The organism is Ruegeria sp. N10 (genome assembly GCF_056531545.1).
Genome location: NZ_JBQFLY010000022.1, coordinates 1 through 12,624, shown reverse-complemented (window position 1 = coordinate 12,624; position 12,624 = coordinate 1). Strand labels below are relative to the sequence as shown.

Genomic DNA, 12,624 nt, shown 5'->3' with positions numbered 1-12,624 from the left:
TTCTGAGAGCAATGACCTGACGTTTCACGCCGGCAGATTGCGGTATTGGTATTTTCCTCTTTTCATATCGGAGTGATTGCGCAAACTGAGCGTAATCAAGCGCCAGATAAAACTCACCAGAAGACAGTGCCTTGGCGGCCGTGCTGGCGCGAACAGGGTTTGAGGACATCACTGCCACAACGCACCGGAAGGAACCGCCATGGATTTTGCCCCATCACCGCGCGCCACGGAAATGTATGACCGCCTGAAAGCATTTATGGAGGCGCATATTTACCCGCGCATACGCGATCACAAAGAAGAAATGGCGGCAGGCAGTTTCCCGGTCTCGTTTATGGAAGATCTCAAGGCGTTAGCCCAGGCCGAAGGGTTGTGGAACTTGTTCCTGCCCAGCCTGCGCGACGATGAACCCGGCACCCGGCTGAGCAATCTGGAATACGCGCCGCTGGCCGAACTTATGGGGCAGGTGGCCTGGTCTTCGGAAGTGTTCAATTGCAGCGCGCCCGATACCGGCAACATGGAACTGTTGCACATGTTTGCTACTCCGGAACAGCGCGAGACGTGGCTGGTGCCGCTGTTGAACGGTGAAATCCGATCCTCTTTTGCGATGACTGAACCGGATGTGGCCAGTTCGGACGCGACCAATATTACCACTTCGATACGGCGTGAGGGGGATGAATACGTCATCAATGGCCGCAAGTGGTTCATCACGAACGCCTGCCACCCGAACACCAGATTGTTTATCGTCATGGGTAAAACGGATCCCAATGCGGATCGACACAAACAGCAGAGCATGGTCATTGTCCCAAAGGACACGCCCGGTTTTGAGATTGTTCGCAACCCCACCATTCTGAACATGCACGACCCCGAGGGCCATGCCGAGCTGGTCTTCAGGGATGTGCGTGTCCCGGTCAGCAATCTTTTGGGCGAGGAAGGCAGCGGGTTCGCTCTGGCGCAGGCCCGGCTTGGTCCCGGTCGCATCCACCATTGCATGCGATCGATCGGTGCGGCGGAAATGGCACTTAACCTGATGGTCGAACGCGCGCAGGAACGGAAGGCGTTTGGCAAGCAGCTTGCAGAACAGGGCGTGATCCGCGAATGGATCGCCAAGTCCCGGCTGGAGATCGAACAGGCGCGATTGCTGACCCTGAAAGCGGCCTGGAAGATTGATCAGGTGGGCGCAAAAGAAGCATTCCGAGAGATTTCATTGATCAAGGTGGTGGCGCCCAATGTGCATGCTGCTGTGACGGATCGCGCGATGCAGGTCTTTGGCGCGATGGGCATGACCCCGGATACTCCGCTGGCCGACAGCTATACTTGGGCGCGCGCGCTGCGTTACGCGGATGGGCCGGATGAGGTGCATTTGCAGGCCATCGCCAAGCAAGAGTTGAAGAACTCGAACTTTGGCATGTCGGCCCAATGGCTGACCCCTCCATCGCGCTAGGCCGGGGGCGGCATCAGGTCTTGCTCGCCCTGCTTTGTTTGAGCGGCAGAAATAGGGTATTTGTCCAGCGGCAGGGGGTATGAAGCGAAAGAAAGGACGTCCTGTGAAAATCCTACTGCCCTCTGACCTCGCGCACCCATGCGATGATGGTTTGGCGCGCTTCCACGTCCATTTGAACCGCTGAGGGTGGCGGCATGGCATGGCTGATTCCGGCCTGCAGGTAAATCTGGTCGGCGTGCCGGGCAACATCGCCGGGTGTTTCAAGATAAACCTTCTTGGGGGCCCATTTCATGGTGCCATAAACCGGCTCGCGGGCATGGCACATCGAGCAGTTGCCCAGCACAGTGTCATAGGCTTCTTCAAACCCCGCAGCCGACGCAAATTTTTCTTCGTAAGATGTCAGCGCCCTTGCTTCGGCGTCCTCCCATGTCTCGCCGGTTCTGACAGAAGACAGCCATGCGATCACGATCATGAGGATGACAGTAACACCCCAGGTCCAGTGCGGCCCTTTCCCGGTTGCGTGCATCGTGTTGAAGTAGTGGCGGATGGTCACGCCGGTCAGGAAGATCAGGCTGGCGATGATCCATGAATACTGGGTGCCAAAGGCCAGAGGATAATGGTTCGACAGCATCAGGAACACGACGGGCAACGTCAGGTAGTTGTTGTGCGTCGACCGCACCTTGGCGATTTTTCCATATTTGGCGTCCGGCGTCCGACCCGCCTTGAGGTCTTCCACCACGATCCGCTGGTTGGGCATGATCTGGAAGAACACATTGGCCGTCATGATGGTTGCAGTGAACGCACCCAGGTGCAAAAGCGCGGCACGACCGGTAAAAATCTGATTGTAACCCCAGGACATGGCCACCAGAATCACGAACAGCAACAGCATCAGCGCGGTGGGTTGCTCACTCAGGCGCGACTTGCACATCTGGTCGTAAAGCAGCCAGCCGATGGTCAGTGACCCGCCAGAGATCAATATCCCCTGCCACAAAGCCAGATCCGCTTTGGTCGGATCAAGCAGGAATAACTCGCCCCCGACCCAATATATGATCATGAGCAAGGCCGCACCCGAAAGCCATGTCGTATAGCTCTGCCATTTGTGCCAGGTCAGGTGCTCGGGCATACGCGCGGGTGCGACCAGATATTTGACGGTGTGATAGAACCCGCCCCCGTGCACCTCCCACTCTTCGCCATAGGCCCCTTCTGGCAAGGCAGGGTTCGGCTTAAGCATAAGGTCGAGCGCGATAAAATAGAATGACGCGCCGATCCACGCCATCGCCGTGATCACATGCAGCCAGCGGACGGAAAAGGCCATCCACTCCCACAAAACAGCCAGGTCATACATGGCGGTGCTCCTACATATCCAAGTTCTTCGGCACTCTAGGTGATAGAGTTTTCATCGGGTATTGCTACGAAAGATCAAGCAGTATCAAAAATAACAATACAATGTCAGTCTACAGGATCACGCGGCGCAACGCTCAGCTTCCGCGATAGGTCGCGTAGCTGAAAGGCGAAAGTAGTAGCGGAACATGATAATGGGCGTGTTCGGACATTCCGAACCGGATCGGAATCAAGTCCAGAAAACGCGGGCTTTCAGGCGGCACGCCACTGGCGTCGAGGTATTCGCCCGCATGAAACACCAATTCGTATTCGCCTGTCGAAAACTCGGCTTCGGGAAGGATTTGTTCATCGGTGCGACCGTCTTCGTTGGTGAGCAGAGTTTTCAGCAACGCGCGGTCTGTTCCGTTGATCCGGAACAACTCGATCTTCATCCCATTGGCAGGGCAGCCCCGTGCCGTATCCAGGACATGTGTTGTAAGGTAACCGGCCATTTTCACCTCTCGCTAAGCATCGCTGTTACTATTGCAATACCCTTGCGGCAGGCAAAGGCAGTCTGTCAAAAGACTGCTTACAGTATTTTTTGAAAAACATAGGTGATTGTTTGGGTTATTCGTCTTTTCACCAAGAGGGAAATTGATGTGACGCGGTATCCACGAGACATGGCCGGCTATGGCCGGCAAGTGCCAAACGCAAACTGGCCAAACGGGGCCAAAATCGCAGTTCAGATTGTGCTGAACTATGAAGAAGGCGGCGAAAACAACGTTTTGCACGGGGATGCCGCATCCGAGGCGTTTCTTTCCGAAATCACCGGTGCGGCCCCTTGGCCCGGGCAAAGGCACTGGAACATGGAATCCATCTACGAATACGGCAGCCGCGCCGGATTCTGGCGGGTGCATCGGCTTTTACAGGACCTTCCTGTCACGGTTTATGGCGTTGCCACAGCATTGGCCCGTGCACCGGCGCAGGTTGCGGCGATGAAGGCCGCAGGCTGGGAGATTGCCAGCCATGGCCTGAAATGGGTTGAGCACAAGGACATGGATGCGGAAGAAGAACGCGTCCAGATCCGTGAGGCGATCCGGCTTCATGCCGAGGTTGTGGGCAAACCACCGCGTGGCTGGTACACGGGCCGCTGTTCGATGAACACGGTCGATCTGGCCGCCGCCGAAGGCGAGCTGGCCTATATTGCCGACAGCTATGCCGACGATTTGCCTTATTGGGTCAAGGCTGGTGGCAAGGATCAGTTGATCGTGCCTTACACAATGGATTGCAACGATATGCGGTTTGCAATTCAGGCGGGCTATACCAACGGCGAACAGTTTGAAAGCTATCTCAAGGACAGCTTCGACATGCTCTACGCCGAAGGCCAAGCGGGCGAGCCGAAGATGCTTTCGATCGGACTGCATTGCCGTCTCATCGGCCGCCCTGGTCGCGCCATGGCCCTGAAACGCGCACTCGACCACTTCAAGAAACATGACGGGGTCTGGTTTGCCACCCGCGAACAAATCGCTGATCACTGGGCGCAAACGCATCCGCCAAGTCAACAGCTGACCCCGTCGGAAATGGACCGGCCAAATTTTGTTGCTGAATTTGGCGGTGTGTTCGAACACAGCCCGTGGATTGCCCAAGCGGCCTTTGATCTGGAGCTGGGCCCCACACATGACAATGCCGCAGGTGTTCACAACGCGCTGGCGCGCGTATTCCGTTCCGCCACAACCGAGCAGCGGCTTGGCGTCCTGACAGCCCACCCTGATTTGGCAGGCAAACTTGCTGCTGCGGGACGTCTGACCAAGGAAAGCACGGCAGAACAGGCTGGGGCAGGTCTGGACATGCTGACAGATGAAGAACGTGTGACCTTCACGACCCTGAACGACGCCTACACAACCAAGTTCGGCTTTCCTTTTATCATTGCGGTCAAGGACAACACCAAAGCAAGCATTCTGGAGGCTTTTCACCGTCGGATAGACAGTGACCGAGACACCGAATTCGCTGAGGCCTGCCGTCAGGTCGAACGGATTGCCGAGTTGCGGTTGATCGAGAAATTCGCGCAATGACATCCACGCTGAAACTCCGGCCACTGACCGCCGAGGCCTTTGCGCCGTTCGGCGATGTCATAGAGGTGTCTGGGGCGGTGGACAAATACATCAATCAGGGAAAATGCGCACGATACCATGATCGCGCCCAGCTGGATTTCCATGAGGGGCGCGCAGGGATCAGCGTTTTCCAATCCCGGGCCTTCAACCTGCCTATCAAACTTGAAATGGTCGAGCGCCACCCCGACGGCAGCCAGGCCTTTCTGCCGCTTTCAGATAAACCCTTTGTCGTTGTTGTGGCGCCCGACAACGCGGGTGTGCCGGGTGAGCCTGTTGCATTCATCACCGCGCCCGGACAGGGCGTGAATTATCACCGGAACACCTGGCACGGGGTGCTGACACCGCTTCATCCCCCTGGGTTGTTCGCCGTGGTCGACCGAATAGGAAACGGGCCAAACCTTGAGGAGTATTGGTTCCAGAACGCCTACACGATCACTGAATAGGGGACATTGCCGGAAGAGGGGCCGGCCCACGTAGTTTTTTGGGAGGAAAAACGCGATGTCAGATGCAACTTTAGGGACGCCGGAGCAGCTCCGTGACCCGAACTACACTCCGCCAATTCTGAAGGCGGTTCCTTTGGGAATTCAGCACGTTTTGGCGATGTTCGTTTCCAACGTCACGCCAGCGATCATCGTTTGCGGTGCGGCGGGTTTCGGGTTTGGTTCGAACAGCCCCGATTTCCCGCAGATGATTTACATGATCCAGATGTCGATGTTCTTTGCGGGTGTTGCGACACTGTTCCAGACCATTGGGCTGGGGCCTGTTGGTGCCCGCCTGCCAATCGTGCAGGGGACGTCATTTGCCTTTATTCCGATCATGATCCCGTTGGTGGTTGGAAAGGGCGTTGATGCGATTGCTGTATTGATGGGTGGCATAGTCGTTGGCGGCCTGTTTCATGCCAGCCTTGGGTTGTTCATTGGCCGTATTCGCTTTGCGCTTCCGCCCTTGGTTACCGGTCTTGTTGTCACCATGATCGGGCTTGCGCTTGTCAAAGTCGGCATCCAGTACGCGGCAGGCGGTGTACCCGCCATCGGTACCGAAGAGTACGGCTCTGGTCTGAACTGGCTCATGGCCGGAACTGTGATTGTTGTTACTTTGGGCCTGAAGTTTTTTGCCCGTGGTATGCTGTCGGTGTCGGCAGTTCTGATTGGCCTGTTGGTCGGCTACGTGGTGGCATTCGCACTGGGTCAGGTGAATTTGGGCAATGTCGGGCGCGCGTCTCCGTTTGCCATGCCGAACCCGTTTCACTTCGGTATCGAGTTTTCATTCGCGGCGATCATCGGGTTCTGTGCGATGTCTTTCGTGTCGGCTGTTGAAACGGTCGGGGATGTGTCCGGTATCACCAAAGGGGGCGCGGGACGCGAGGCAACCGACAAGGAAATTCAGGGCGCGACTTTTGCCGATGGTCTTGGAACTGCTGTATCAGGCATCTTTGGGGCCCTGCCGAACACGTCGTTCAGTCAGAATGTCGGCCTGATCGCGATGACCGGCGTCATGAGCCGCACGGTCGTAACCATAGGTGCCCTGTTCCTGATCATATGCGGGCTTATCCCCAAGATCGGCGCGGTGATCTCGTCCGTTCCGATCGAGGTTCTGGGCGGCGGTGTGATCGTGATGTTCGGTATGGTGGTTGCAGCTGGTGTCTCGATGCTGTCGGATGTGACGTGGAACCGCCGCAACATGGTGATCTTTGCGATTTCACTCAGCCTGGGTCTGGGCTTGCAATTAGAGCCCGGCGCTTTACAGCATCTGCCCGGAACTCTCAAAGTTCTGGCGACATCCGGGATATTGCCTGCTGCTATCATTGCCATTGTCTTGAATCTGGTTCTGCCCGAAGAGCTTTCGGATGAAGCGACGGAAGAGGTGTCCGGTGGAATGGCAGGCCACGGGTTGGGCTCTATCAAACAGGACGATCACGTCTGACCGGTTCGGCCCGGAATTGTAGATGAAGAAGCGGCGCACGTAGTGCGCCGCTTCTTCATTTCAGGCCTGGCAGGCTTGGCCCATCGCTCACATAAGAAACGCGTATTTCGACGCGACGCTTAGGCGACCACACGGGGATGCCATCAGAAATCGACCTCAATCGCGATGCCTTTCTGTACGGCCAGCTCGACAACAGACGCAGCAACCGCCAGATCCTGAAGACCTACGCCAGTGCCATCGAACAACGTGATCTGATCGTCTGATGTCCGGCCCGGGTTCGTTCCGTTGATGACCGCACCCAACTGGACCAGGTCACTTTCCCTGATCAGGCCCTGTGCCACGGCGTGTTGAGCCTCGCCAATCGAAATCGACTGTGCGATTTCATCTGTGAATACAGATGCTTTGGCCAGCAACGCCGCCTCGACTTCCTGCTTGCCCTTGGTGTCCGTTCCCATGCACGCGATATGCGTTCCAGGGCTGACATGGTTTGCCATCAGCGATGGCGCAAAAGCCGAGGTGATCGAGATTATGACATCCGCTTCGGTCATGCCATCAAGTTCGACTGCTTCAAACGGAACACCGGCTTCACTGGCGACCTTTTCAATGTTGGGCAGCATCTCGGGGTGGTAGTTCCAGCCAAGGACCTTTTCAAAGGTGTGGGTCTCCAGCGCCGAGCGTAGCTGAAAGGTTGCCTGATGCCCGGCCCCGATCATACCGATCACCCGCGCGCCCGCACGGGCAAGGTGCTTGATAGATACAGAAGAGGCCGCCGCAGTGCGCAAGGCCGTCAAAAGGTTGCCGCCAACCATCGCCGACGGTTTCCCGGTGTCAGGGTCAAAAAGAAAAACAGTGGATTGGTGATTGATCAACCCGCGCTTTTCCAGGTTGTTCGGCCAATACCCCCCGGCCTTCAGGCCCAGTGTCAGCCCGGCGCGATCAAACCCGCCTTTAAAGCCGTACAGAGCATCCTCATGCCCGATGGCTTCGCGCACGACAGGAAAGTTGTAGGCGTCCCCTGCGGCCATAGAGGCAAAGACCTGTTCGACGGCTTCAAAGGCCGCGTCGCGGGTCATGAGGTTGGCGATTTCGCGCTCGGGTACGATCAGCATGTCATTCTCCATTCGAAATTCGTGCGCCCGTGCGTTTCACCGACAAAAGCGGGCGCGCACGGGCGACTGTCCGGCCATGTTTGGCCGAAAGCTTATTCTTTGAGCAATCAGGCTCAGTACGCGCGGCCGCGGGCTGACACTGGCCACACGCATTCGACCTTGCCATTCCGGACGCCCACATACCAATCATGTACGTTTGCGGTTGGGTCACAGTGCCCCGGCACCAACTTTAGCTTGTCATTGACCTTGAGCGCCCCGCTCGGATCCATCACGACGCCATGTTCATCCGAGCATTTGATGTATTCGACATCGTCACGCCCGAAAACAACAGGCAGACCGCTATCCACGGACTGCGCCTTGAGGCCCGCATCGACGATTGCCTTGTCAGCCTTGGCATGGCTCATGACGCTGGTCAGGATGAAGAATGCGTTTTCCCATTCGCCCTGGTCGATCCGGTTGCCGTTCTCGTCCAGGATGCGACCGTAATCGGCATCCATGAACGCATAAGACCCGCATTGCAGCTCATTATACACGCCCGAGTTGGATTCGAAGTAGTATGACCCAGTACCACCGCCCGAGACCAGCTCGCACTCGATACCCTCGGCTTTAAGGCCGTCTACTGCGTCTTTGACCATCGCGATAGCGGTATCCAGTTTCTCCTTGCGTGCCTCATAGCTGTCGAGGTGTTGCATTGCGCCCTGATAGGCCTGAATTCCGCTGAACTTCAGGTTGTCAGCAGCCTCAACCGCCTTGGCGATTTCAATCACTTCGGGTGTCGTTGTGACCCCGCACCGACCTGCGCCGCAATCGATTTCCACGAAGACTTCCAGCTGTGTTCCATGCCGGACTGCCGCCGCCGAAAGGTCAGCGACGTTTTCCAGATCGTCGACACATACAATAATGCGGCTGCCCAGTTTTGGCAGGCGTGCGAGGCGGTCAATTTTGGCCGGGTCACGCACCTGGTTCGAAACCAGAACGTCCTTGATCCCACCGCGAACGAACACTTCGGCCTCGGAAACTTTCTGGCAGCAGACACCGACGGCACCACCGATTTTCTCTTGCAGCTTGGCCACGTCGACCGACTTGTGCATCTTACCATGCACGCGGTGACGCATCCCGTGCGCCTTGGCATAATCGCCCATCTTCCTGATATTGCGCTCAAGCGCGTCGAGATCCAAAATCAGGCTGGGTGTCTGGATATCTGCTTCGTCCATGCCAGGTTTGGCCGGAATGTCGTAACCTACTTCGAACTGGTCGAGAGTGCTCATATCTTTCATCTCCGTAATCCTATACCGGGATTGTTTTTTGTTGGGGTATATTCAGGCGTTCATCCAGGGCAGCCGGTCCAGATCGACATTGCCACCTGTAACAATCAATCCGACACGCTTGCCCTTGAATGCGTCCGGGTTCTTGAGAACCGTGGCCAGCGGAACGGCCGAAGATGGCTCCATCACAATCCGCAGGTGCTTCCATGTCAGTTTCATCGCATCGATGATCTCCTGCTCGGAGGCAGTGTAAATTTCTGAAACGTGGTTCGATACGAAATGCCAGGTGAGATCCTTCAGCGGAACCAGCAACCCGTCAGCAATAGTCTTTGGAGCATCATCCGCGATGATATGACCGGCCTTGAAGCTGCGATAGGCGTCGTCTGCCTGTTCGGGTTCTGCCGCGATGACCGCTGTTTCTGGGGCCAGATTGGACAGGGTCAAACAGGTTCCAGACACCATGCCACCACCGCCGATTGGCGCAACGACCGCGTCCAGACCGTCGGTCTGCTCGATAAACTCTCGCGAACAGGTGCCTTGCCCGGCGATGACCCGAGGATCGTTGTAGGGATGAACAAAGTCACCGCCCGTAGCCGCCTGAACCTCGGCAAATGTCGCTTCGCGCGACGAGGTGGAGGGTTCGCATTCTGTAATCTTCCCTCCATAACGGCGGACCGTATCCTTCTTGGCCTGCGGCGCTGTCCGAGGCATGACCACGTTGCAGGGAATGCCCCGTTTCATCGCCGCATAAGACAGGCACGAGGCGTGATTGCCCGAAGAATGGGTGGCGACACCTTTTTCAGCCTGTTTCTCATCCAGCCCAAAAACCGCATTCGCAGCACCTCGTACTTTGAAAGCGCCTGGTTCCTGAAAGTTTTCGCATTTGAAGAACAGCTGCGCGCCTGACAGTTCATTGAGAAAGTCCGAAGTTCGCACCGGGGTGCGGCGGATATAGGGTTTGATCCGGTCATGCGCCGCAAGCATGTCTTCATAGGTTGGAATGTACATTGTGCAATCTTTCATCATGCCGCGTTCTTCTGAACGGAACCGGGATGGCCGCGATAGTATTCCTGTGCGGCGGCAACTCCGGACCCCAGGTCGATGTTCAGTCCCAGGTCAACCATGCACATCTCGGCAGTGGCGATCCCGGACAGAGCCATGACATCCGTCAGGCTGCCCAGATGCCCGATCCGGAACACCTTGCCCGCGACCTCACCAAGGCCCACGCCAAAGGCTACGCCGTATTTTTCAGCTGCGTGCGTGACAATATCCGTCGCGTTGAAGCCGTTCGGCGTACGGATTGCGCTTACGGTATCGGAATAGACCGCCGGGCTGCTGGCACAAAGCTCCAGCCCCCACGCCCCCACAGCGGCACGGACCCCTTCCGCAATCCGGTGGTGCCGGGCAAAAACGTTCTCCAGACCTTCACTCAGCAGCATAGAGCAGGCTTGATTGAGGCCATTCATCAACCCGACAGCGGGTGTATAGGGGTAAGCATTGTTGGCGTATCCCTTGGTCATGTCCCGGACGTCAAAGAATGTGCGGGGCAGAGTGCCGGTTTTGGTTGCTTCCATCGCTTTCCGGCTGAAACCGACGATGGCAAGGCCAGCGGGTAACATGAAACCCTTCTGCGACCCCGTAACGGCAACATCCACGCCCCATTCATCAAACCGGAAATCCATCGACGCGATGGATGAGACACCATCAACAAACAGCAGGGCCGGGTGTTGCGCGGCAGTCAGCGCCTTGCGCACAGCAGCGATATCCGACTTTACGCCAGTTGCCGTCTCGTTATGCGTGGCTAGAACAACCTTGATCTCATGGCTTTTGTCGGCGGCAAGGATTTCTTCGTACCGGTCAGCCGGCAGCCCATCGCCCCACGGGGTTTCGACGATCTCAACATTCAGCCCATGGCGCTGGCACATATCGATCCATCGATGGCTGAACATGCCGTTGCGGGCCGCCAGAACCTTGTCACCGGCGGACAGCGTATTGGTCAGGGCGGTTTCCCAGCCCCCGGTTCCGGTCGACGGGAAAATGAAGACTTCGGCGCTGTCGCTTTTTAGAATGTCCCGCACGCCCGCGCGCGCAGGATGCAGGATTTGCCCGAACAATGGCGAACGATGGTCGATCGTGGGCATATCGCAGGCTTTGCGCAGGCTTTCCGGGATGTTCGTCGGGCCCGGGATGAAAACGGGGTTTTGAAAGCTCATGGATGGTCTCCTTCCGTCCTTGCCAGCACAATAAGTTTCAGCAACCCGATTGGAAATTTTTTTGAAAACGCATTTCAAAATTCGGGATAAGAGATTTAACTTATAGTTGTCAGTGAGTTATATTTTTCATATCCTGAAATAGTCTTTCATAAATGACAGAGGGTTTTTATGGAATCGCAAGACAATGACCCGAAACTCCGTCGCAAAGCCCGGGGAAGACCGCGGGGGTGGGATGACAAAACCGCGCAGAATACGATCAAATCGCTGGATCGGGCGATGGAGGTTTTCGAATATCTGAGCCAGGCGCAAGGCAAAGCTCTTACTGAACTTTCAGATGAAATGCGTCAGGCACCGGCCACCGTTTATCGCATCCTCGTGACGTTACAGGGCAGGGGTCTGGTCGAGTTCGACCATGAAGAACAGGTTTGGCACATTGGCCCGCAGGCGTTTGTGATCGGCTCGCGGTTTTTGCGTCGTACCAGTCTGGTGGAACGGGCAAGGCCGATCATGCGCAAATTGATGGAAACCACGGGTGAAACCGCCAATCTGGGAGTTGAGAAAGAAGGTCTGGTGCTGTTCCTGAGCCAGGTTGAAACACATGAAAGTATCCGGGCGTTTTTTCCGCCCGGTACATTGTCACCCATGCACGCGTCGGGCATCGGAAAAGCGTTATTGGCCCACATGGACGAAGACAGATTGAACCGAAGGTTGGCCTCAGCGAATTTACAGGCTTTTACGGATCAGTCGATTACCGGCGCTGAGGCGTTGAAGAAAGATCTTGCAGCAATCAGATTGCGGGGTTTTTCCGTGGATAACGAAGAAAAGACTACGGGTATGCGATGCATTGCAGCACCCGTTTTCGATATCAACAGAGAGGCGGTCGCGGGGCTTTCAGTTTCCGGGCCAACCAGTCGCGTCGGAGCGGCCGAAATCGAACGGCTGAGCCGCCCGGTGATGGAAGCAGCGCGCCAGTTGACGCTGGCTATTGGTGGGACAGTTTTGCCACCGCAACCCTAAGGCTTTGCCGCCAGATTGCGGCGAACGCTGACCCCGGATCCGCTTGCCGCGCCACAACACCAACGCGCGGAGACGCTCATTGTGCACAGACAAACTCAACAGCAGAACAGGCGTGACCCTTTCCGGTTATCTGATTTTCAGCTCCCCCTATTACTGTGCGACTTTTTGTTTGTGTTTGTTGAACTGTTGGTCGAAGAGGTTTTTGAAGGGGCCGTTTTTCTGCAT

11 protein-coding genes are annotated in these 12,624 nt (G+C 56.5%); 5 read left to right on the top strand and 6 right to left on the bottom strand.

Annotated elements, in window-relative coordinates; all coding sequences use genetic code 11:
• The first annotated feature begins 199 nt into the window (after positions 1 to 199).
• Positions 200 to 1,441: an acyl-CoA dehydrogenase family protein gene (locus ACR0JI_RS19610; protein ID WP_480496114.1), complete on the top strand. Its 1,242-nt coding sequence runs from the start codon at positions 200 to 202 to the stop codon at positions 1,439 to 1,441.
• 112 nt (positions 1,442 to 1,553) lie between these two features.
• On the opposite strand, the gene ACR0JI_RS19605 is transcribed toward ACR0JI_RS19610, so the two are convergent.
• Complete coding sequence (locus tag ACR0JI_RS19605; protein ID WP_480476997.1) at positions 1,554 to 2,786, bottom strand: urate hydroxylase PuuD; 1,233 nt, start codon at positions 2,784 to 2,786, stop codon at positions 1,554 to 1,556.
• Positions 2,787 to 2,919: 133 nt separating this feature from the next.
• Positions 2,920 to 3,273, bottom strand: a complete 354-nt coding sequence (uraH, locus tag ACR0JI_RS19600) for a hydroxyisourate hydrolase (RefSeq protein ID WP_480496112.1) — start codon at positions 3,271 to 3,273, stop codon at positions 2,920 to 2,922.
• A gap of 147 nt (positions 3,274 to 3,420) precedes the next feature.
• Here uraH and puuE point away from each other — a divergent pair, with 147 nt between their 5' ends.
• Genes puuE through ACR0JI_RS19585 form a run of 3 tightly spaced genes read left to right on the top strand, consistent with a single transcriptional unit; the run spans position 3,421 to position 6,795 of the window.
• Positions 3,421 to 4,833: an allantoinase PuuE gene (gene puuE / locus ACR0JI_RS19595; RefSeq protein WP_480496110.1), complete on the top strand. Its 1,413-nt coding sequence runs from the start codon at positions 3,421 to 3,423 to the stop codon at positions 4,831 to 4,833.
• Positions 4,830 to 5,315: an ureidoglycolate lyase gene (locus ACR0JI_RS19590; protein ID WP_480478180.1), complete on the top strand. Its 486-nt coding sequence runs from the start codon at positions 4,830 to 4,832 to the stop codon at positions 5,313 to 5,315. The genes puuE and ACR0JI_RS19590 overlap by 4 nt, the downstream gene beginning before the upstream one ends.
• A 55-nt stretch (positions 5,316 to 5,370) precedes the next feature.
• Positions 5,371 to 6,795 carry a uracil-xanthine permease family protein gene (locus tag ACR0JI_RS19585; RefSeq protein WP_480496108.1) on the top strand — a complete coding sequence of 475 codons (1,425 nt, stop codon included), beginning with the start codon at positions 5,371 to 5,373 and terminating at the stop codon, positions 6,793 to 6,795.
• A gap of 143 nt (positions 6,796 to 6,938) precedes the next feature.
• Here ACR0JI_RS19585 and bhcD read toward each other — a convergent pair whose 3' ends face one another.
• The 4 genes from bhcD to bhcA all read right to left on the bottom strand — a co-directional run bounded on the left by bhcD (position 6,939) and on the right by bhcA (position 11,382).
• Positions 6,939 to 7,904: an iminosuccinate reductase BhcD gene (gene bhcD, locus ACR0JI_RS19580; protein WP_480496106.1), complete on the bottom strand. Its 966-nt coding sequence runs from the start codon at positions 7,902 to 7,904 to the stop codon at positions 6,939 to 6,941.
• Positions 7,905 to 8,017: 113 nt separating this feature from the next.
• Complete coding sequence (gene bhcC / locus ACR0JI_RS19575; RefSeq protein WP_267366574.1) at positions 8,018 to 9,181, bottom strand: 3-hydroxy-D-aspartate aldolase BhcC; 1,164 nt, start codon at positions 9,179 to 9,181, stop codon at positions 8,018 to 8,020.
• A 42-nt stretch (positions 9,182 to 9,223) separates the two neighbouring features.
• Positions 9,224 to 10,192 carry a beta-hydroxyaspartate dehydratase BhcB gene (gene bhcB, locus ACR0JI_RS19570; RefSeq protein WP_480496144.1) on the bottom strand — a complete coding sequence of 323 codons (969 nt, stop codon included), beginning with the start codon at positions 10,190 to 10,192 and terminating at the stop codon, positions 9,224 to 9,226.
• Positions 10,192 to 11,382 (bottom strand): L-aspartate--glyoxylate aminotransferase BhcA, encoded by a 1,191-nt coding sequence (gene bhcA, locus ACR0JI_RS19565; RefSeq protein ID WP_480496103.1) that lies wholly within the window; start codon positions 11,380 to 11,382, stop codon positions 10,192 to 10,194. Before bhcA ends, bhcB begins: the two co-directional genes overlap by 1 nt.
• 168 nt (positions 11,383 to 11,550) lie before the next feature.
• Between bhcA and bhcR the strand changes: the two genes are divergently transcribed.
• Positions 11,551 to 12,399: an HTH-type transcriptional regulator BhcR gene (gene bhcR, locus ACR0JI_RS19560; RefSeq protein ID WP_480477009.1), complete on the top strand. Its 849-nt coding sequence runs from the start codon at positions 11,551 to 11,553 to the stop codon at positions 12,397 to 12,399.
• Positions 12,400 to 12,624: the final 225 nt, after the last annotated feature.